At 59.2% G+C, this 20047-nt stretch carries 16 protein-coding genes; 4 read left to right on the top strand and 12 right to left on the bottom strand.

Features of this window, described 5'->3' with window-relative positions; all coding sequences use genetic code 11:
• Positions 1–5: 5 nt before the first annotated feature.
• The 3 genes from J3P79_RS15330 to J3P79_RS15320 are packed head-to-tail and all read right to left on the bottom strand — an operon-like array spanning position 6 to position 2951.
• Positions 6–1487 (bottom strand): aldehyde dehydrogenase, encoded by a 1482-nt coding sequence (locus J3P79_RS15330; RefSeq protein ID WP_434603843.1) that lies wholly within the window; start codon positions 1485–1487, stop codon positions 6–8.
• Complete coding sequence (locus tag J3P79_RS15325) at positions 1484–2317, bottom strand: alpha/beta fold hydrolase (protein ID WP_434603841.1); 834 nt, start codon at positions 2315–2317, stop codon at positions 1484–1486. Before J3P79_RS15325 ends, J3P79_RS15330 begins: the two co-directional genes overlap by 4 nt.
• Positions 2318–2360: 43 nt before the next feature.
• On the bottom strand, positions 2361–2951 hold the full coding sequence (locus J3P79_RS15320; protein ID WP_003182108.1) for an amino acid synthesis family protein: 591 nt from the start codon (positions 2949–2951) through the stop codon (positions 2361–2363).
• Between the two features lie 415 nt (positions 2952–3366).
• Between J3P79_RS15320 and J3P79_RS15315 the strand changes: the two genes are divergently transcribed.
• The 3 genes from J3P79_RS15315 to J3P79_RS15305 all read left to right on the top strand — a co-directional run bounded on the left by J3P79_RS15315 (position 3367) and on the right by J3P79_RS15305 (position 6365).
• Positions 3367–4194 (top strand): helix-turn-helix domain-containing protein, encoded by an 828-nt coding sequence (locus J3P79_RS15315; protein ID WP_039589608.1) that lies wholly within the window; start codon positions 3367–3369, stop codon positions 4192–4194.
• A 220-nt stretch (positions 4195–4414) separates the two neighbouring features.
• The gene (locus J3P79_RS15310) at positions 4415–5959 is read left to right on the top strand and encodes an ABC transporter substrate-binding protein (protein WP_434603838.1); all 1545 of its coding nucleotides are present in this window, start codon (positions 4415–4417) and stop codon (positions 5957–5959) included.
• A gap of 16 nt (positions 5960–5975) precedes the next feature.
• On the top strand, positions 5976–6365 hold the full coding sequence (locus J3P79_RS15305; protein ID WP_434603835.1) for a LysR substrate-binding domain-containing protein: 390 nt from the start codon (positions 5976–5978) through the stop codon (positions 6363–6365).
• Between the two features lie 42 nt (positions 6366–6407).
• Here J3P79_RS15305 and J3P79_RS15300 read toward each other — a convergent pair whose 3' ends face one another.
• The 5 genes from J3P79_RS15300 to arcD form a co-directional block, all read right to left on the bottom strand.
• Positions 6408–6770 carry a DUF5064 family protein gene (locus tag J3P79_RS15300; protein WP_434603832.1) on the bottom strand — a complete coding sequence of 121 codons (363 nt, stop codon included), beginning with the start codon at positions 6768–6770 and terminating at the stop codon, positions 6408–6410.
• 62 nt (positions 6771–6832) lie between these two features.
• The gene (gene arcC / locus J3P79_RS15295) at positions 6833–7762 is read right to left on the bottom strand and encodes a carbamate kinase (protein WP_434603829.1); all 930 of its coding nucleotides are present in this window, start codon (positions 7760–7762) and stop codon (positions 6833–6835) included.
• Between the two features lie 87 nt (positions 7763–7849).
• Entirely contained in the window at positions 7850–8860 is a 1011-nt protein-coding gene (locus J3P79_RS15290; RefSeq protein WP_181289317.1) for an ornithine carbamoyltransferase, read from the bottom strand.
• Positions 8861–8927: 67 nt separating this feature from the next.
• Complete coding sequence (arcA, locus tag J3P79_RS15285) at positions 8928–10184, bottom strand: arginine deiminase (RefSeq protein WP_434603826.1); 1257 nt, start codon at positions 10182–10184, stop codon at positions 8928–8930.
• A 31-nt stretch (positions 10185–10215) separates the two neighbouring features.
• Positions 10216–11643: an arginine-ornithine antiporter gene (gene arcD, locus J3P79_RS15280; RefSeq protein ID WP_434603823.1), complete on the bottom strand. Its 1428-nt coding sequence runs from the start codon at positions 11641–11643 to the stop codon at positions 10216–10218.
• A gap of 557 nt (positions 11644–12200) precedes the next feature.
• Here arcD and ppk2 point away from each other — a divergent pair.
• On the top strand, positions 12201–13022 hold the full coding sequence (gene ppk2, locus J3P79_RS15275; protein ID WP_434603820.1) for a polyphosphate kinase 2: 822 nt from the start codon (positions 12201–12203) through the stop codon (positions 13020–13022).
• Positions 13023–13107: 85 nt separating this feature from the next.
• On the opposite strand, the gene J3P79_RS15270 is transcribed toward ppk2, so the two are convergent.
• The 4 genes from J3P79_RS15270 to J3P79_RS15255 form a co-directional block, all read right to left on the bottom strand.
• On the bottom strand, positions 13108–14541 hold the full coding sequence (locus J3P79_RS15270) for an efflux transporter outer membrane subunit (RefSeq protein WP_434603817.1): 1434 nt from the start codon (positions 14539–14541) through the stop codon (positions 13108–13110).
• 1 nt (position 14542) lies between these two features.
• A complete protein-coding gene (locus tag J3P79_RS15265) occupies positions 14543–17752 on the bottom strand; it encodes an efflux RND transporter permease subunit (RefSeq protein WP_434603814.1) in 3210 nt (1069 codons plus the stop codon).
• A complete protein-coding gene (locus J3P79_RS15260; RefSeq protein ID WP_434611494.1) occupies positions 17749–18813 on the bottom strand; it encodes an efflux RND transporter periplasmic adaptor subunit in 1065 nt (354 codons plus the stop codon). The genes J3P79_RS15265 and J3P79_RS15260 overlap by 4 nt, the downstream gene beginning before the upstream one ends.
• A 335-nt stretch (positions 18814–19148) precedes the next feature.
• Positions 19149–19829: a MarC family NAAT transporter gene (locus tag J3P79_RS15255; protein WP_434603811.1), complete on the bottom strand. Its 681-nt coding sequence runs from the start codon at positions 19827–19829 to the stop codon at positions 19149–19151.
• Positions 19830–20047: the final 218 nt, after the last annotated feature.

Genomic DNA, 20047 nt, shown 5'->3' with positions numbered 1-20047 from the left:
GTCTCCTAGCGCATCACGAAGGGGTCAGGCATGGGAGCCTGGGAGAGGTTGATCCACACCGTTTTCAGCTCGGTGTAGGCCAGCACCGAATCGATGCCGCTCTCGCGTCCATAGCCGCTGTTCTTGAAACCGCCGATCGGCGCCATGGCCGAGACAGCACGGTAGGTGTTGACCCAGATAATCCCCGAGCGAACGTCCCGGGCCAGGCGATGGGCTCGCCCCAGGTCGCGGGTCCAGATGCCGGCGGCGAGGCCGAACTGCGAGTCGTTGGCAATCGCCAGCGCTTCGGCTTCATCTTTGAAACGGATGACCGAGGCCACCGGACCGAACACCTCTTCCTGCATAATCTTCATCGAGTTGCGGTCGCATTCGAACAGGGTTGGCTCATAGAACCAGCCATCCCCCAGATTCTCTGGACGCTTGCCGCCCAGACGCAGACGCGCACCCTCGGCCACGGCATCGGCTACCAAGCCTTCGACCACGGCCAGTTGTTGCGCAGTGGCCATCGGGCCCATTTCGCTACTGTCTTCCTGCGGGTTGCCGATGCGGATGCGCTTGGCGCGTTCGACCAGACGATCGACGAACTCATCATAGATTTCGTCCTGCACCAGCAGCCGTGAGCCAGAGACGCAGCTTTGACCTGAGGCCGCATAAATCCCCGCAATCGCGCCGTTGATCGCACTGTCCAGGTCGGCATCGGCGAAAATGATATTCGGTGATTTGCCGCCCAGCTCCAGCGACAGCTTGGCGAAGTTCTCCGCGCTGCTGCGCACCACATGCCGGGCCGTGGCCGCGCCGCCGGTGAAGGCTATCTTGCGCACCAGCGGATGGCGGGTGAGGGCGGCGCCAGTGCTTGGGCCATAACCGGTGACCACGTTGACCACGCCCGGCGGGATGCCGGCTTCCAGCGCCAGGCGAGCCAGTTCAAGAATGGTTGCCGAGGCGTGCTCGGACGGTTTGATCACAATGGTATTGCCTGCCGCAAGGGCCGGCGCCAGTTTGATTGCGGTGAGGTACAGCGGGCTGTTCCAGGGAATGATCGCCGCCACCACGCCCATGGCTTCATGCACCGTATAGGCAAACATGTCCGGCTTATCGAGGGGCAGGGTGCCGCCTTCGAGCTTGTCGGCCAGGCCTGCGGTGTAGTGGAAGAACTCCGGCAGGTAGCTGACCTGGCCGCGGGTTTCGCGGATCAGTTTGCCGTTGTCGCGGCTTTCCAACTGGGCCAATTGTTCTTTGTTTTCGGCGATCAGGTCACCAAGACGACGCAGCAATTTGCCACGGGCGGTAGCGCTCAGGCCGCGCCAGGCCGGGCTGTCGAAAGCCGACTGCGCAGCCTGCACGGCGCGCTCGACATCGGCTTCGTCGGCATCGGGTAATTCGGCCCAGGCTTGAGCCAGGGCCGGGTTCAGGCTTTCAAAGGTCTTGCCGCAGAGGGCATCGACCCATTCACCGCCGATGCACATCTGGAAGCGTGCGAGTGTCATGCAACGATCCCCTTTATTTGGTTTTGTCGGGCGTTAACCGTGTCGAGAAATTCCAGCAACAGCTGGTTGACCAGGCGCGGCGATTCCACGGGCATCATATGCCGCTGCTCGGCGAGCACCGCAACGGTCGCACCGGGAATTCGCTCGGCCAGTTGCTGGGCCATTTCCGGCGTAGAGCCAGGATCCAGTTCGCCCGTGGCGACCAATGTCGGCACCTGAATACTCGCCAGATCTTCCGCGCGGTACATATCTTGAGTGGCGAACAGTTCATAAGTGGTCAGGTAACCCTGCGGATCGTTCCCTGCCAAGGTCTGGCGCAGCGCGGCGATCTGCGCCGGATTGGCCGCCTGATATTCACGGCTGAACCAGCGCGACAGGGCGGCTTCGGCGTTGGCGTCCGGCCCGTGCTCGGCGGCCTGCGCGGTGCGCGCAATGACGCCGGCGCGCTGTTCGGCGCTGCGATTGAACACGCTGTTGAGCACCACCAATCCTTGCAGGCGCTGCGGGTAATGCAGGGCAAACGCCCGCGCCACCAGCCCACCCATGGAAAAGCCGATCACCGTTGCCTGGGGCAGTTGCAAATGATCGAGCAACTCCAGCAGTTGGTCGGCATAGCCCAGCAGGGGCGTGCCGCTTTCCGGGCGTGGGCTGGCGCCGTGGCCCAGCATGTCGTAGGCAATCACACGGTACTTCGTGGCCAGGCCAACGACCTGACCGCCCCACATTTCTTTGTTCAGGCCCACGCCGTGGATCAAAACCACGGGCTGGCCTTGGCCGGTCGCCAGGTAACTGGTGCCCGCCGGGGTGAGTTCAGCGGTGAGCCGAATCATGGAGCGCTCCTGCATGCCTTCTTGTTGTTCTGATCAACCTTGATTACTGGGCGTTTTCGGCAGCCAGTTCTTCCAGGTCGATGTAGCGGTTGCCGATGCGCGGGTGCAAGCGACCGCCGTCGGCGCAGCCCAGCACCACGACGATCTCGTCGGCGCGGGGGGCGTCTTCAATTTGCATTTCCAGGGTGATGTAGTGTGACCGCAGGCCTTCGTCGTCCTTGTGCATCATCGGAATCTGAATCGAGGTGCCAGGGCCGCCGCGCTTGTTGGTGAAACTCAGATAACTCTTGGCCTTGACCGCTTCGCGGTAGTGGTTGCCGAAGCGCAAGGTGTGGATGACGGCCGAGGCGTGCTCGATTTCACCGTCGGCGCCTACTACAGCGGCCTTGCCGTAGGCTTCGATCTTCTCGGCGCCGCCGATGATGCCGACCAGGCGTTCGACCATCAGCGCGCCGAGGTCGGAGCAATTGGCGCGGATTTCAGGCTTCAGGTCTTCGACAAAGCCGCGACCCAGCCAAGGGTTTTTCATCACGACGGCCAGCCCGACCATGGTCACAGGCTTGTCAGTAGCCTTGCCGCCTTCGATAAAGGTTTCTTCGACATAGCTGACGATCTTGCGGATTTCGAAACTCATGAGCTGCTCCGGTTGGAATGAAAAAGCTTGTGCGTCTGATGGTATACCATAATACCAGCAGTGCAAGCCCCTGAGATGAGTTTGTGATTGGAAGACGATAGAAGGAGGGTAGGGTCTTGAGCGCGATTGCTCGAAGCACACCGATGACTCAGGACCGATTATAGAATTGCAGGGGGCGAAGGTTGTTGGGCGATGACGCGCCTGATAGGGGAAGCACCTGCCTCGGCGCTGAGGTTAATAAAGGTGAGCGGGTTCAGACCGAGACATGTGTATCGGTTGAACACCCCTCGCCCAGGCGCTATGGTCGGGCTTGGTGCTTACGTCGATCACGGCTTGGCGCTGCCAAGCTCAGGAACGCGATCCGAAGCGGCGATCAGCCCAGTATGTTGTTCATTGTGGCGTTAGGAATATTTTAATGGCGAGCTCCAATTCAGCCCGGTCGATGCAAGACTTCAGTGAAAACTTGCGCCTTCTCTGCGGGTACTACAAGTCGGTGGCGATGGTGTGCCGCTCCCTCGATATCAACCGCCAACAGTTCAACAAATACCTGGGGGCGCAGGCGACTCCCTCGCTCTTCACCCTTCGCAAGATATGCGCTTTTTTCGGGGTGGATGAGGATGAAATATTCTCCGAGCACGAGTCGTTCCGCGCTCTGCTCAACAGGCAGCGCACGGCGCGAGAGCCGGACAGTGCTGTACCAACCGATTTTTTTCCAAGCTCCGCGCAGGAGCTGTCGAAGTACCAGGGTTACTACTTCGTCTATTTGATGTCGCCCTCCGGATCAGGGGAGGTGATCAAGTCGATAACCCGCCTGACCCGTTCCGGCAACAAGATATTGAGTAAAACCTACGAGCGAGTGAGGTTGGGTGATGACCAACTGAAGAGTTTCGGCATCAATAAATATCGGGGGTTCTGCTTTGCCTCATCCGATCTGATTTACATCGTCGAGCACGAATACCTATCGTCTCGGGGCTATATCTGGTCGGCGCTTTACCCCTCCTACCGCAGTCGTTTCCGCTTTCTCAATGGCTTGGTGCTTGGCGTCTCCGGTGACAATTTTCGACGTCCTTTTGGTGCTCAGATTGTGTTTGAGTACTTGGGCGAGTCGATCGATCTGCGCAACGCGCTTTCCAGTTGCAGCTGCTTTCCGGTCGATGCCCCTGAGATCCCCAGCGAGGTCAGGGCGCGGCTGCTGATCCGCCCGTCCGAGGGTGAGTTCAACCTTGTTCCGCCGTTGTTCTAACCCTGCCTTGAAAACAGACGCTAGGTGACGCTTTCAAGCGTCATCGGGCGTTTTTTTCTTAGTGTTCGCGAAATTGAGCTGGCCGTACGGCAGATCAATAATGGGCCACAACGCTCAGGCAGGTTCACGACCGACCAATCACGTCGTCCATCCAAGTTGGATTAAGGCCTGCTCGTGCAAGTGATTCGCTGCGCCCATCATAAAAATAAGAGGAACACCAATGAACTTCAAAAGAACCTTGATGGCAGGGTTGATGGCGCTTTCCGTTACCGCGCCGTTGACCAGTGGCTTGGTGTGTGCGGCCAACAATACCTTGGTTGTCGCTGACCGAGCCTCTTTCAAGGATTGGGATCCAGCCTCGGCGTTTTCGGAAGAGGTGAGGGTGCTGGGTAATATCTACGAGACGCTTCTTGTCTACAACGCTCCGGGCAGTGCCGAGGAGTTTTCCCCTGGGCTGGCCACGTCCTGGGAAAGCAGCGACAACGGCAAGACCTGGACCTTCAAGCTGCGACACGGCGTTAAGTTTCATGACGGTTCGGCGTTCAATGCCGCAGCGGTCAAAAAATCCATTGAATACGTGAAGGCGCTGAAACAAGGCGCTGCGTATGTATGGAAAGCGTTGGATTCCGTCGAGGTCGTCGCTGACGATACGGTGGCGCTCAAGTTTCAAAATCCCACGCCGGCCAATCTGATCGCGGCAGGTCAGTACGCTGCTTACATCATTGCACCAGCGGCAGTGGAAAAAGGGCATGACTGGATGATGGCTCCCAACGCGATCGGAACCGGCCCTTATAAGCTTGGGCAGGTCGAACAGGGCCAGCAGGTGGTGCTCGAGCGTTTCGATGGCTACTGGGGCGGCTGGAAAGAAGGGCAATTCGATCGGGTCATCGTGAAAGTCGTGTCCGAAGCCTCTACCCGTACCCAGATGATCAAGAATGGCGAGGCCGGTGTCGCCTGGGATATTCCTCTTGACCAGCTCAAGGTGTTGGGAGAGAACCCTTCGATCAAAGTGAGCACCGCGCCTTCGTGGAAGAACTTCCAGTTTCTGATCAATACCCAGAAGTACCCTACGGACAACCTGGCATTTCGTCAGGCGCTGCAGTATCTCTGGGATTACGACAGTGTCACCAAAGATATTCTGCATGGCTACGGCAGCGTTCCCAAGGGCCCGTTGCCCAGCAGTATCTGGGGCCATGCCAGCGTGCCCATGGCTTCTTACAATCTGGATAAAGCCCGACAATTGTTGGAAGCCTCCGGTGTACCCAAGCAGGACTGGAAGGTCTCGATGCAGTACATCAGCGGTGTCTATGCAAACGCTGCTGAACTGTTCCAGGCGACGGCGTCTCAGGTTGGCTTGGAAGTGGAGTTACGCCCCGGAGAGTGGGGGGTGATCTGGGATAAGGCCAAGAAGCTGGACACCGCTCCCAACCTGCAATCCATGGCTTGGTGGCCGACGTATCCGACACCCAGCGATTGGCTTTTCAGTGAGTTTCATACCGAGAAGACAACGCTGTTCAATCTGTCTCATTACAGCAACCCACGCTTTGATCAACTGATTGAAGAGGCGGCGGCGCTGGAAGGCAGTGATAGGACAAAATCGTCTGAAAAGTACGTTCAGGCCCAGCAGCTACTGGCCAAGGACGCTCCTGCGATCTGGTACGCCGACGTGCAGCAGATACGTGTCTCCCGCAAAGACATCAAGGGTATGGAAAAGAGCCTGAACCCTGCTTATGAGGCAATTCTCTATTACAACTTGAATCGCTGAATGCCGAGTTGTTTGCGTGGGCGCCCCGGCCTATTTCCAGGCCCAGGGTACGCCGGTGGACGCCAGCGACTTGAGCAACCATGACTGCCTGTTATACCGGGTGCCTTCCACCGGAAAGCTTGAGCGCTGGCCGCTACCGGATAAGTCCCACAACGGCACGCAGGACCTGCGGGCCGTGCTGGTCTGCAACAACATCGACATGCTTTTCAACGCCGCCATGGAAGGGCGGGGCATTGCCTGCCTGCCGGAATTTGCCGTCAAGGAGGCCCTTGAGTCCGGGGCACTGCAGGCCGTGCTGACCCAGGAGGTCACCCGCACCATCCACTTCAGCGTGCTGTGGCCGCCGAACCGCTTCATCACGCCCAAGCTACGCTGTTTTGTGGATTTCATTTCTTTGCATATGTGAAACATGCCCGTGAATTGGCTCAAGTGGACAAGACTTAACACCTCACTCCAAGTGCTCAGGTTTGACTGGATCGCCTGATTTCATGTTCAACTGCACGCGGACATCTTCGAACATGGCGTCGTAATGCTTGTGCATCGAGCCGATGCTACTCATTGCCTTAGGGATGCCGTATTTCTCGGCAACTTTCGTTACGTTCCTGGCGAAGTTGTAGGCTTGGTCTTTGGGCAGGTAAAACGTTTCGCTGAATTCCTTTCCCTGAATGCTCCCGTGCATTGTGAAGTGCATCCCTTTGCCTTCCTTGGGGTGCTGCATGACTTCATAATCGATACACACGTCGTAGCTGACATCGCCAGCATTTAGCGCATGACGCTCGATGTGCAGATGACCGGGCTCGAACTTAGCCATTTTCGTCTCTCCTGTGGAAGAAAACTCTGAACAGGGGCAAGGAAGCTGCCCCTGCGTGTCGTTTACTGATAACGGATCCCCGTCGCAGCGATACTCACACGCGTGCCGGCCTTACCCTGCACGATTGCTTCAATGTCCGACAACGACCCGATCACCGCGACCTTCCCGGTGTTGCGCGCGAATTCGCAGGCGGCTTGCACCTTCGGCCCCATGGACCCGGCGGCGAAGCCGAGTCGTTCCAAGTCGTCGGGGTGGGCCTGGGCGATGGCTTTCTGGGTCGGCTTGCCGAAGTCGATGAACGCGGCGTTGACGTCGGTGGCGATGACCAGCAGATCGCTTTCCAGTTGTTCGGCCAGCAGCGCCGAGCACAGGTCCTTGTCGATCACCGCTTCCACGCCTTGCAGGTTGCCGTGGGCGTCATACATCGTCGGAATGCCGCCACCGCCGGCGCAGATCACGATGCTGCCTTTTTCCAGCAGCCATTTGATCGGGCGGATCTCGAAGATGCGCTTGGGCCTGGGGCTGGCAACCACGCGCCGGAACTTGTCGCCGTCCGGGGCGATGGCCCAGCCTTTTTCGGCGGCGAGTCTTTGCGCTTCTTCCTGGCTGTAGACCGGGCCGATGGGCTTGGTGGGGGTTTGGAACGCCGGGTCGTTGGCGTCTACTTCGACCTGGGTCAAGAGCGTGGCGAAGGGCACTTCGAAGTCCAGGAGGTTGCCCAGTTCCTGTTCGATGATGTAGCCGATCATGCCTTCGGTTTCGGCGCCGAGCACGTCCAGCGGGTACGGCGTGACCGAGGTGTAGGCCGCCGCCTGCAACGACAGCAGGCCGACCTGCGGGCCGTTGCCGTGGGCGATGACGAGTTCATTGCCGGGGTGGATCTTGGCGATCTGTTCGGCGGCGGTGCGGATGTTGCTGCGTTGATTGTCTGCGGTCATGGGTTCACCCCGACGCAGGAGGGCGTTACCGCCCAGGGCGACGACGATGCGCATGGTGCTGTCCTTTCAAAAATGGAACGAACAATGCGGTCCCCTGTGGGAGCGAGCAAGCTCGCTCCCACAGTGTTTCGCGTCGGGTATTTAAATATCCGCCAACGCCGCCACCAGGATCGCCTTGATGGTGTGCATGCGGTTTTCCGCCTGTTCGAAGGCAATGTTGGCCGGGGATTCGAAAACCTCCTCGGTCACTTCCACGCCGTTGGCCAGGTTCGGGTAGCGGGCGGCGATGTCCTTGCCGACCTTGGTTTCGCTGTTGTGGAACGCCGGCAGGCAGTGCATGAATTTCACCCGGGGGTTGCCCGAAGCCTTCATCATCTGCGCGTTGACCTGGTAGGGCAGCAACTGCTCGATGCGCTCGTCCCAGGCTTCCACCGGCTCGCCCATGGACACCCAGATATCGGTGTGGATGAAGTCCACGCCCTTGACCGCTTCCTGCGGGTCTTCGGTGATGGTGATCCGTGCGCCGCTTTCGGCGGCGAAGGCCTGGCACTGGTCGATGAAATCCTGGTGCGGCCACAGCGCTTTTGGCGCGCCGATGCGCACGTCCATGCCCAGTTTGGCGCCGATCATCAGCAGCGAGTTGCCCATGTTGTAGCGGGCATCGCCCAGGTACGCGTAGCTGATGTCATGCAGCGGCTTGTCGCTGTGCTCGCGCATGGTCAGGGTGTCGGCGATCATTTGGGTGGGGTGGAATTCGGCGGTCAGGCCGTTGAACACCGGCACCCCGGCGAACTTGGCCAGCTCTTCGACGATCTCCTGTTCGAAGCCTCGGTATTCGATGGCGTCGAACATCCGTCCCAGGACCCGGGCGGTGTCCTTCATGCTTTCCTTGTGGCCGATCTGCGACGACACCGGGTCGATGTAGGTGACGTGCGCGCCCTGGTCATGGGCCGCGACTTCGAAGGCGCAGCGGGTGCGGGTCGAGGTCTTCTCGAAGATCAACGCGATGTTCTTGCCCTTGAGGTGCGGCTGCTCGGTGCCGGTGTATTTGGCGCGCTTGAGGTCGCGGGACAGGTCCAGCAAAAAGTGCAGCTCGCGGTTGGTGTGGTGCATCAAGCTCAGCAGGCTGCGGTTGCGCATGTTGAAAGCCATGGTGGATCTCCTTGGGTGTCGGTTATCCGCTGGGCCGTTCTCGATAAAAACGGCCCAGGCTCGAAGGTCAGTAATCGATCGGGTCGCGGATGATCGGGCAGGTCATGCAATGGCCGCCGCCCCGGCCCCGGCCCAGTTCGCTGGCGCTGATGGTGATGACTTCCACGCCGGCCTTGCGCAGCAGGGTATTGGTGTAGGTGTTGCGGTCGTAGCCGATGACCACGCCCGGTTCCACCGCCACGACGTTGTTGCCGTCGTCCCATTGCTCGCGCTCGGCGGCGAAGCTGTTGCCGCCGGTTTCCACCACGCGCAGTGCCGGCAGCTTGAGCGCTGCGGCCACGGTGTCGATAAAGCTGCCTTCCTCGCGGCGCACGTCGATGCCACCGGGCTTGCTCTCGTCCGGGCGCAGGGAAAACGCCACGATCTGGCTGACGACTTCCGGAAAAACCGTGACCAGGTCGCGGTCGCAAAAACTGAACACGGTGTCCAGGTGCATGGCCGCGCGGGATTTCGGCAGGCCGGCGACAATCACGCGCTCCACGGCGTTGTGCTTGAACAGGTTCAGCGCCAACTGACCGATGGCTTGGCGCGACGAGCGCTCGCCCATGCCGATCAACACCACGCCGTTGCCGATCGGCATCACGTCGCCGCCTTCGAGGGTGGCGTTGCCGTGGTCGTGGTCCGGGTCGCCGTACCAGATTTCGAATTCGGCATTGGTGAACTGCGGATGGAATTTGTAGATGGCCGTGGTCAGCAGGGTTTCCTGGCGTCGCGCCGGCCAGTACATCGGGTTCAGGGTCACGCCGCCGTAGATCCAGCACGTGGTGTCGCGGGTGAACTGGGTATTGGGCAACGGCGGCAGGATGAAGCTGGAGTGGCCGAGGAAGTCGCGGAACATCTGGATGGTCTTGCCGCCGAAGCTGTCCGGCAGGTCATCGGCCGAGACGCCGCCGATCAGGAATTCGGCGATCTTGCGCGGCTCCAGGCTGCGCAGCCAGGCGCCGACTTCATGCACCAGGCCCAGGCCCACCGAGTTGGCGGTGATCTTGCGCTGCAGAATCCAGTCCAGCGCTTCGGGGATGGCGACGATGTCAGTCAGCAGGTTGTGCATCTCCAGGACGTCGATCCCGCGCTCGCGCATCTTGGTGACAAAATCGAAGTGGTCGCGCTTGGCCTGGTTGACCCACAGCACGTCGTCGAACAGCAGCTCGTCGCAGTTGTTCGGCGTCAGCCGCTGGTGGGCCAGGCCGGGTGAACAGACCATGACTTTGCGCAATTTTCCAGCTTCGGAGTGGACGCCGTACTTCACTTTTTCCGTGGTCATTACCGTAATCCTCCAGATAAATGCATCAGCGTTACAGGGTCAGGAAGCCGTCGTAGAGGCCGTAAGCCGCCACCAGGGCTCCGACGATCACAGCAGCGAAAATCAATTTCTCGATCGAGGTGAAAACCGGTTTGCCCAGTTCAAGCTTGGCTTTGGCGAACAGAATCACGCCGGGGGCATAGAGCAGGGCGGAGAGCAGCAGGTACTTGACGCCGCCGGCATAGATCAGCCAAACCGCATAGATCAGCGCGACGGCGCCGATGAACAGGTCCTTGCGCCGCTCGGCCGCGAAGCCTTCGTAGCTCTCGCCGCGTACCGCCAACAGCACCGCGTAGGCGGCCGACCACAGGTAAGGCACCAGGATCATCGAGGTGGCGAGGTAGATCAGCGACAGGTACGTACTGGCGGAAAACAGCGTGATGACCAGGAACAGCTGAACCATCGCGTTGGTCAGCCACAGGGCATTGGCCGGCACATGGTTGGCGTTCTCGCGCCGCAGGAACTCCGGCATGGTGTGGTCCTTGGCGGCGGCGAACATGATCTCCGCGCACAACAGCACCCAGGACAGCAGGGCACCGAGCAGCGAGATGATCAGGCCGACGCTGATCAACACCGCGCCCCAGTGACCGACCACATGCTCCAGCACGGCGGCCATGGACGGGTTCTGCAACTTCGCCAGTTCCGGCTGGGTCATGATCCCCAGCGACAGCACGTTCACCAGCACGAGGAACAACAGCACGGTGATGAAACCGATGACGGTGGCCTTGCCGACGTCGCTGCGTTTTTCGGCGCGGGCCGAGAAAATGCTCGCGCCCTCGATGCCGATGAACACCCACACGGTGACCAGCATCATGTTGCGCACCTGATCCATTACGCTGCCCAGGTCCGGATTTTTCAGGCCCCATATGTCAGCGGTGAAGATCTCCAGCTTGAACGCGAACACCGCGATCAGCACGAACAGCAGCAGCGGCACGACCTTGGCGACCGTGGTCACCAGGTTGATGAACGCCGCTTCCTTGATGCCGCGCAGCACCAGGAAATGCACCGCCCACAACAACACCGAGGCACCGATCACCGCGGCGACGGTGTTGCCTTCGCCAAAGATCGGGAAGAAGTAGCCCAGGGTGCTGAACAGCAACACGAAGTAGCCGACGTTGCCCAGCCAGGCGCTGATCCAGTAGCCCCAGGCCGATGAGAAACCCATGTAGTCGCCGAACCCGGCCTTGGCGTAGGCGTACACGCCGCCGTCCAGATCGGGCTTGCGGTTGGCCAGGGTCTGGAACACGAACGCCAGGGTCAGCATGCCGACGGCGGTGATGGCCCAACCGATCAACACGGCGCCGACGTCAGCGCTGGCGGCCATGTTCTGCGGCAGGGAAAAGATCCCGCCGCCGATCATCGAGCCCACTACCAGCGCGACCAGCGCGCCGAGTTTCAATTTACCGGGGGATTCGGACATGGCATGACTCCAGAGTGGAGAAGTGTGAAGGCAGGTTAGCTTCGCTTGCTGGTCACTCAACTGACATGGATCAAAGTCTGGTAGAACGCTGATTAATAACGTGCGGCCCAAATAAATTCAGGTCGCCAGTTACATAAACGCAAACCTCCGCCCGAAGACGTTGACTAATACTGCAAGCAACCAAATATCGATCCGTAGAGTTTTAGACGCTAGTTTACTTTTGTTCTTTGTAAAGGGGCTTTGTTGGAAAGGCTAATGGCTTATATCTGAGTGGCGAAACGGCGATGTAAAACTCAAAGATCTGAGTTGTTCAGCTATAAGAAAAGCTCGAACAGACATTATCGATTATGGCTATAAACCAGCATCCGTTTGGTTGTATCGAATAAAAAACAGCCAAATGTCCCGCCCGTTCGGCAAGCAGTGGCGGCAAAGTTATTTGAATCTACACTGAGGTGGACCCGTACAGCCCGGTTCTACAAGCCAGTCATGCCTCGGGACAATACGAGTTGCCGAATCAGTTCATCAAAAGTCAGGCCCTTGAATCCCAGAGGTTTGGTATGGCGAAAGGCAAAAGAGTTTCCCGTTTAGACGATACCGCCGCGAAAACGAAACTGGCGAATAAAGACTACCTCGCTGAACTACGCCGCTTGCATGTCAAGTTGGTGGAGTTACAGGAATGGGTGAAGCAGGAGGGCATCAAGATATGTATCGTCTTTGAAGGCCGTGATGGTGCAGGGAAGGGCGGGACAATCAAGGCGCTCATCGAACGCGTCAGCCCCCGTGTCTTTCGTGTGGTGGCGTTACCGGCACCAACCGATCGAGAAAAAAGCCAGATGTATGTGCAACGTTATTTGCCGCACTTGCCCGCAGCGGGCGAGGTGGTGATCTTTGATCGAAGTTGGTACAACCGCGCAGGCGTCGAGCGGGTAATGGGATTCTGCACCAAGGAGCAGGTTGCAAATTTTTTAAAAACAACGCCGAACGTCGAGCGTGCAATCGTCGATTCTGGGGTCATCCTGCTCAAGTATTGGCTGGAAGTCAGTGAACAAGAACAGACACGCCGGCTCAAGGCCAGGATCAAGGATGGACGTAAAATCTGGAAGCTGACCGGCATGGACCTCAAGTCGTATAGCCGCTGGTACGACTACTCTCGTGCTCGTGACGAAATGTTCAAGGCGACTGACACAGAACACGCCCCCTGGCGGGTGGCTGATTCGAACGATAAGCGCCGGGCGCGCCTCAACATCTTGACCGACTTGCTCAGTCGAATCCCCTACAAGAAAGTGCCGAGGGAAAAGGTATCCTTGCCCAAGCGGCAGAAACCAGGCGGCTATGAAGAATCGGATTATCCGATCAAGCGCATTCCTGAAATATTCTGACGGGTACCCTCGCGCATCAAGTTCAACCTACAGCCGCCCTCATTAATAACGGTCCCGCTGACTTTTTGTTGGAGGGACTGGTTTGTCAGCGTTGTCCCTGCACATCGGCAGCTGTCAGCTTATCCGCCTCGGTCACCCAGCCGCCGCCGGTGGCCTTGTAGATATCAATCATGGATGTAAAGACTGAGCTGCGGGTGCGTGTGTAATTTAGCTCGGCGTCAAACAGACTGCGTTCTGCATCCAGCACTTCGATGTAACTGGTGTAGCCGTTGTCGTAACGCAGCCGTGCATAGTGGGCGTAAGTGCGCAGTGCCTCCACCTGGCCCGCCTGGAAGGCCATCTGTTCGCGAGACTTGCTCGACACTACCAATGCGTTCTCGACATCGCCGAAGGCTGATTGAATGGCCTTCTGGTACGTCAGCAGGGCTTGTTGCTGGAAGGCTTCGGCTTGTTGGACCTGCCCTGCGATGCCACCGCCAGTGAAGATGGGCAGGCTCGCCGCGACGCCATAAGACCACGTGGCCGCGGGCCCGGTAAACAGGTTCGAAAGTTGGTTGCTGACCGAGCCCAGCAACCCGGTCATGGAGATGTTTGGGAAATATTGGGCCTTGGCCGCCCCGATCTGTGCGTTCGCGGAAATCAGGTTCAGCTCGGCCTGACGCAAATCCGGACGGCGTTCCAGCAGGCCTGAGGGTAAACCGGCAGGCACTGACGGCACGGTCAGTTGCGCCAGGTCGCGTCCGCGCAAGATCGGGCCTGGATTGCGCCCGATGAGCACGGCGAGCAAATTTTCCTGCTGCGCGACGAGAGGTTCAAATTGCGCCACCGAAGCCAGCGTCCGCTGGTATTCAGACTGGTTTTGCGCCAACTCCATTTCGGAGATCGTGCCGGCGCCATAGCGCAGTTTGAATATCTCGTAGGAATCACCACGCGTCTTAGCCGTCGTACGGGCAATTTCCAGTTCCCGGTCCAGCCCACGTAGCGTCACGTAACTCGTCGCCACGGACGACACCAGGCTGAGTATGACGCTACGGCGCCCTTCTTCGGACGCAAGCAAATCGGCACGTGCGGACTCATTGAGGCGCCGCAATCGTCCCCACACGTCGAGTTCCCAGTTCACGCTGAGAAGGGCTTGATAATTGTTGAACACCGGGTCGACCGATGAGTCCAGGGGCACTGGACCATTGTCGCGCGGTGATCGGCTGCGCTGACCTTGCGTACCCAATCCGACCTGGGGAAAGTACAAGGACCTGGCCTCACCGTAGCGCCCTTGAAATTGCTCGACGCGCGCGGCAGCGATCTTGATGTCCTTATTCTCGAGCAAGGCGCTTCGGATCAGTTCATCCAACACCGGGTCCTGGAACTGTTCCCACCACAGCGTGTTGGACAGATTTTTCGCTTCCTTGTCCGCATAGCGGTAGGCCATCGGGGTGTCGATGTCGGGACGCTCATAATCCGGGCCTACCAGGCAGCCCGCCAGGCCCAGGCACAGCAGTAGCGAGAGAGAGGGCTTGTGCATGTCAATCGCGCTCCTGCCCGTGGCTTGCCGAACTGCCCGAGACCTGTGCGGGCGGTGCCGATAGCGCCGGTTGAGCGGCCGTTTGGGCACTGTCTTTCTTCCCGAACATCCGCTCCGCCAGGTAGTAGAACAGCGGGATGAAAAAGATTGCGATCACCGTCGCTGCCAACATCCCGCCGATGACGCCCGTACCGATTGAGTGACGGCTATTTTCAGAGGCGCCGACGGCAATTGCGAGCGGCACGCAGCCGAGAATGAACGCCAGCGACGTCATGACGATAGGGCGTAGACGTTCCTTGGCGGCGGTCATCGCGGCGTCATAGGCCGACATGCCATTTTCCCGGTTGAGGACGGCAAACTCGAAGATCAGGATGGCGTTCTTGGCGGCGAGGGCCACCAACATGGTCAAGCCGATCTGGAAGTACACGTCATTGCTCAGGCCCCGGATCAGCACGGCGAGGAGGGCGCCGAACAGGGCGAAGGGCACCGCGAGCAGCACCCCGATGGGCAATGACCATTTTTCGTACTGGGCGGCCAGTATCAGGAACACCATCACCATGCCGAAAATAAATACCTGTGACGAGGCACCGCCGCTCTTTTTCTCTTCGAACGCCTCGCCACTCAAGGCCAGCGAATAATCATTGGTCATGATCTCTGCGCTGATTTCTTCCAGCGCTTTGAGTGCCTGGCCGGAGCTGTAGCCAGGGGCGGCATTGGCGGTGAGCTTGACCGCCGGAAAGTTATTGAAACGGGTCAGCAGGTCGGGGCCCGTGACGTAGCGGGTGGTCAGCACCGCCTTGAGTGGCACCATTTCCCCGTTTCTGCTGCGCACGTAGATCTCTTGCAGGTCTTCGGCCTTGAGGCGATAGGACGGTTCGGCCTGCAGAATGACCTGCCACAGCCGGCTGAACTTGTTGAATTGCGAGACATAGAGCGAGCCGAACATGGTTTGCATGGCGCTATAGACATCTTCCACTGGCACGCCGAGGCTCTCGGCCTTTTCGCGGTTGACATCGACCATCAACTGGCGCGAATGAACGTTGAAGGTCGAGGTGATGGGACCAAGCTCCGGGCGCTCCTTAGCCTTCGCCATGAGCGTGCCGACCACTTCGGACAACTGGTCGAGGCTCGCGTCGCCCTTGCTCTGAATCCATACCTCCATGCCGCCGGTGGTGCCCAAGCCAGGAATCGACGGAGGGTTGACCGGCAGGATGATGCCTTCCTGGACGGTGGAAAAAACATGAGCGGCTTTTTGAAGGACCGCCGGGGCGCTTTGCTGCGCAATGGTGTCCGAGTCCTTGTAGCGTCCTTCGAAATCCTTGAAGCCGACGAAGAACGCGGCGGCATTGTTCTTGTTCTGCCCGTCCAGCAGGCTGTAGCCGTTGACGATGGCCACGCCTTCCACGGCCTCATCGTTCATGAAAAAGTCACTGGCTACTTTACCGACTTCGCCGGTTCGGTCGAGGCTGGCAGCGTCAGGCATGATGATAGCGCCCAGCAGATAACCCTGGTCCTCGGGGGGCAGGAACGCGCTGGGTATGCGCTGCGCCATTAACAGGATCAACACGGTCATGCCGGCAAAGAGCAACAGGGCCAGTACGAAGCGTTTGATCATGAACGCAACAGAGCGTGAGTAACCCTCGGTCATGCGCTCGAAACTGCGTTCGAACCAGCGGAAGAACGCATTTTTTTTGCCGTGCTGCGGCTTGAGCAGCACGGCGGCGAGCGCTGGAGACAGGGTCAGGGCAACCAGGCCGGAGATCACCACGGAAATGGCGATGGTGATTGCGAACTGCTTGTAGAGTTGGCCGGTTATGCCACCCATGAACGCCACCGGGATAAACACCGCGCACAGTACCAGCACGATGGCCACCACCGGACCGGCGACTTCGTCCATCGCCCGCTTGGCAGCGTCCTTGGGCGTCATTTTGTGGACGTGCATGTTGCGCTCGACGTTCTCCACCACCACGATTGCGTCGTCCACCACGATACCGATGGCCAGTACCATGCCGAACAGCGTCAGCATGTTCACGGAGAAACCCAGGGCTGACATGCCGATAAAGGTGCCGACGATTGACACCGGCACCGCAATCACCGGAATCAAGGTGGCGCGAAAGCTCTGCAGGAAGATGTAAACCACCACGACCACCAGCACCAGTGCTTCGAAGAAGGTATGGATTACCTCGGAAATCGACGCGCGCGTGAACGCCGTAGTGTCCATCACAATCTTGTATTCGATGCCCTCGGGAAAGGTTGCCTTCATGTCTGCGAGGGTTTTGGTGACGGCTGCCGAGACGTCCAGCGCGTTGGCCCCGGGTTGTTGATACACCGCAATCAACGTCGCCGGTTTGCCTTGGTAGGTGCTGCGCAGCGAGTAGTCCTTCTGGCCGAGTTCCGCGCGGCCAATGTCCTTGAGACGCACGAGGGCGGCCCCTTCGTTGCTCGCGCGCAGGATGATGTTTTCGAACTCCGAAGGCTCGGTCAGGCGCCCCTTGGTGGTCACGGCAAACGATTGCTCCACGGCAGAGCCCGTTGGCGACTGGCCGACGCGTCCTACGGCAAATTGCTGGTTCTGGTTGGCCACGGCGTTCTGCACATCGGCGGCGGTGATGCCCAGCTGGGCCATGCGATCGGGTTTGAGCCAGATCCGCATGGCGTAGTCCGGCGTGCCGAAGATGCTGGCCTGGTTCGCGCCGGGGATACGCTTGATCGCATCGAGGATATAAAGATTGGCGTAGTTGGCGACGTAGGTGCTGTCATAGCGGTCGCCCGCCGAGTACACCGCCAGCACCATCATGAACGCCGAGGATTTCTTCTGTACTTGGATGCCCTGGCTCTGCACGGCGGAGGGCAGTTGCGGCAAGGCCAGGTTGACCCGGTTCTGTACGTCCACCTGCGCCAGGGAAGGATCGGTACCGATCTCGAAAAATACGTTGAGGGTCATGTTGCCCGTCGCTGAGCTCGACGAGTTCATGTAGATCATGTTGTCCGCGCCGTTGACCTGCTGCTCGATGGGCGCTGCCACGTTGTTGGCCACGACCTGGGCATCCGCGCCGGGATAGGTCGCCGCCACTGTTATCTGCGGCGGGGTGATATCGGGATACTGGGCGACGGGGAGCTGGAGCATGGCCACGGTGCCGGCCAGGGTGATGATGATCGAGATGACGGAGGCGAAAATCGGCCGCTCAATGCAATAGTGGGAAATGCTCATGGGCTGTTACCACTGGTTGCACCGGCTTCTATCGAATTGGCGCCGGCTGCAGGCGGCTCGACGATTTTCAGCGGCCCCCCGGACGTCACCCTCAGAGCACCATCGACCACGATGCGCTCGCCAGCGCGCAGGCCCTTGCTGATAAACCAGTCTTCACCTTGCCACTCGCCGACTTCGACGACCCGTTGCTCGGGCTTATTCTCGGTATTGACGACCCAGACGAAGTGGCTCTTCGCGCCCTCCAGCACCGCCTTCTGGGGCACCAGGATAGCGTTTGGCCGGGTTGCGCCTTTGGCCAATGCGCGCACGAACTGGCCAGGGCGGAGCAGGCCCTTCGGGTTCGCGAGCACCGCCCGGACGAGAAAGGTACCGGTTTCCTGGCTGTATGAAGGCGCCAGGAAATTCACCTTGCCGCGTTCGGGCACCACGGTGCCGTCAGCCAACACTACTTCTACGATGAAATCGCTGCGAGGTGGGAATATCAGGCGTCCGGCAGCAATTTCGTCACGGTATTTCAGGGTTTCGTTTTCCGAAAGACTGAAGTTGACGTACATCGGGTCCATTTGTGAAACGGATGTCAGCAGTCCTGATTCGCCGGGCGTGACGTAGCTGCCTTCCTGTTTCCTGGCATCGCTCGAAAGACCGTTGAGGGGCGAGGTGATGGTGGTGTAACTCAGATTCAGTTGCGCCGTGCGCACGAAGCCTTCGGTGGCGAGTACGGCTGCCTTGCTCTCACGCTCCGCGCCGACGGCGTTGTCCAGGTCCATCTTGCTGACCGCGTTCTGCGCGGCCAGCGGCCGGACGCGGGCGAGGGTGGCCTTGGCCACTTCCCAGCGTGCTTGTTGCTGGGCCAGTTGCCCCTGAGCCGATGCCAACGCTGCCTCAAACGGTTTTCGGTCCATCTGAAACAGGATTTGCCCGGCTTTCACCACTTCGCCTTCGGTGTACAGCCGCCTATCGAGGAACCCCGCGACGCGCGCGCGTATTTCCACTTCGCGAGAACTCTGGGTTTGGGCAACGAACTCCAGGGTCACAGGCGTATCACGCGCGGTCACCGTCATGACGGTGACGCTAGGTGCTTGGCGAGCCGGGGAAACAGGCTCTTTTCCGCAGCCACCCATTAGGCTCGAAAGCCCCACGAGAAGCGCAACCGGTACACCAACACGCTGCCTGACAACAAATGCTTTGATGCCCATGTCGACGCTCCGTCGCGCTATCCCCGAACAGAGCGTAGTCACGATATCTGTGCAGCGCGAACCCGCAAGCAAAGACGGCTTCGATCGCCATGCCGACCGCGTGACCGAACGCTGTCACGGACTGTTAAGTTATTGAGAAAACCGTGATGACGGGCCGCGGTAAACGCGTCGCCGTCTCGCAGACTGCGTCTCCCACCGACCTACGGGAGGCGCAGCCGAGGAAGATTTTGATCGATGAGTGTCTGCACGACTTCCACCGAGCCATTGATAGCAAACTGTGCGCCCATGCATACAAGCAAGAAGCCCATCAAGCGTGAAATCGCATCAATGCCCGAGGCGCCAGTGACCCGCATGATGATTCCTGACCCTCTCAAACATAACCAGAGGATAAGGGCGGTGAAGAGAAAAATCAGTGGAGGCGCTGTGACCAATACCCAGGCTGGAAAAGACGTGCTGTTTTTAATCGTCGCTGAAGCGCTGATGATCATCGCGATTGTCCCAGGGCCGGCAGTGCTGGGCATGGCTAGCGGGATGAAGGCAAAGTTGGCGGTCTCCGGCGTGCCGTTGCTGGAGGTCGGGGTCGAAGGTTGCGAAGGCGGCGGAAAAAGCATCTTCAAGCCCATCACAATAAGTATCCCGCCACCGGCCATCCGCAAGCCGGGTATGGAGATACTGAAAACTTTCATGATGAACTCACCGATGTAGTAGGTGAGCGCCATGATAAGAAATACATAAAATGATGTCAGGAACGCCTGTTTGTTCTTTTCCCGCTGGTTGAGTCCTTTGCTTAAAGCGAGGAACAGCGCCACGGTGGTCGGCGGGTTGGTCAGCGGCAGAAGAGCCAGCAGCCCAAGTGCAATGGCGTTGACTAGATCTGCCATGTCGAAACCTCTCTGGGCGCGAAACCCTGATAAAGCAGCGCGATGAGCCTGGAAAATGAGGGTAGACCAGTCTCAGCAGGATTGTTCGACGCCGAGTAGCGTCGTCTCATGTGCGCCTCGGTTGGCGCGCCAGTACCACGCAAGCCAGCCAAGCGGTTCCCTATCCTGGGACGTGTAGATCCCACGGACCGTAACCATAACGCTTCACTTCGCCTCGC

The organism is Pseudomonas sp. R1-7, from assembly GCF_051132105.1.
In the GTDB taxonomy this organism is placed as follows: Bacteria; Pseudomonadota; Gammaproteobacteria; order Pseudomonadales; family Pseudomonadaceae; genus Aquipseudomonas.
The sequence above is the reverse complement of the archived record's forward strand: the minus strand, read 5'-3'. Positions and strand labels throughout refer to the sequence as shown.

Coding starts and splice junctions, on each gene's coding strand:
- J3P79_RS15330 (WP_434603843.1), bottom strand. CDS start 1,487: ATGACACTCGCACGCTTCCAGATGTGCATCGGCGGTGAATGGGTCGAT.
- J3P79_RS15325 (WP_434603841.1), bottom strand. CDS start 2,317: ATGATTCGGCTCACCGCTGAACTCACCCCGGCGGGCACCAGTTACCTG.
- J3P79_RS15320 (WP_003182108.1), bottom strand. CDS start 2,951: ATGAGTTTCGAAATCCGCAAGATCGTCAGCTATGTCGAAGAAACCTTT.
- J3P79_RS15315 (WP_039589608.1), top strand. CDS start 3,367: ATGGCGAGCTCCAATTCAGCCCGGTCGATGCAAGACTTCAGTGAAAAC.
- J3P79_RS15310 (WP_434603838.1), top strand. CDS start 4,415: ATGAACTTCAAAAGAACCTTGATGGCAGGGTTGATGGCGCTTTCCGTT.
- J3P79_RS15300 (WP_434603832.1), bottom strand. CDS start 6,770: ATGGCTAAGTTCGAGCCCGGTCATCTGCACATCGAGCGTCATGCGCTA.
- arcC (WP_434603829.1), bottom strand. CDS start 7,762: ATGCGCATCGTCGTCGCCCTGGGCGGTAACGCCCTCCTGCGTCGGGGT.
- J3P79_RS15290 (WP_181289317.1), bottom strand. CDS start 8,860: ATGGCTTTCAACATGCGCAACCGCAGCCTGCTGAGCTTGATGCACCAC.
- arcA (WP_434603826.1), bottom strand. CDS start 10,184: ATGACCACGGAAAAAGTGAAGTACGGCGTCCACTCCGAAGCTGGAAAA.
- arcD (WP_434603823.1), bottom strand. CDS start 11,643: ATGTCCGAATCCCCCGGTAAATTGAAACTCGGCGCGCTGGTCGCGCTG.
- ppk2 (WP_434603820.1), top strand. CDS start 12,201: ATGGCGAAAGGCAAAAGAGTTTCCCGTTTAGACGATACCGCCGCGAAA.
- J3P79_RS15270 (WP_434603817.1), bottom strand. CDS start 14,541: ATGCACAAGCCCTCTCTCTCGCTACTGCTGTGCCTGGGCCTGGCGGGC.
- J3P79_RS15265 (WP_434603814.1), bottom strand. CDS start 17,752: ATGAGCATTTCCCACTATTGCATTGAGCGGCCGATTTTCGCCTCCGTC.
- J3P79_RS15260 (WP_434611494.1), bottom strand. CDS start 18,813: ATGACGGTGACCGCGCGTGATACGCCTGTGACCCTGGAGTTCGTTGCC.
- J3P79_RS15255 (WP_434603811.1), bottom strand. CDS start 19,829: ATGGCAGATCTAGTCAACGCCATTGCACTTGGGCTGCTGGCTCTTCTG.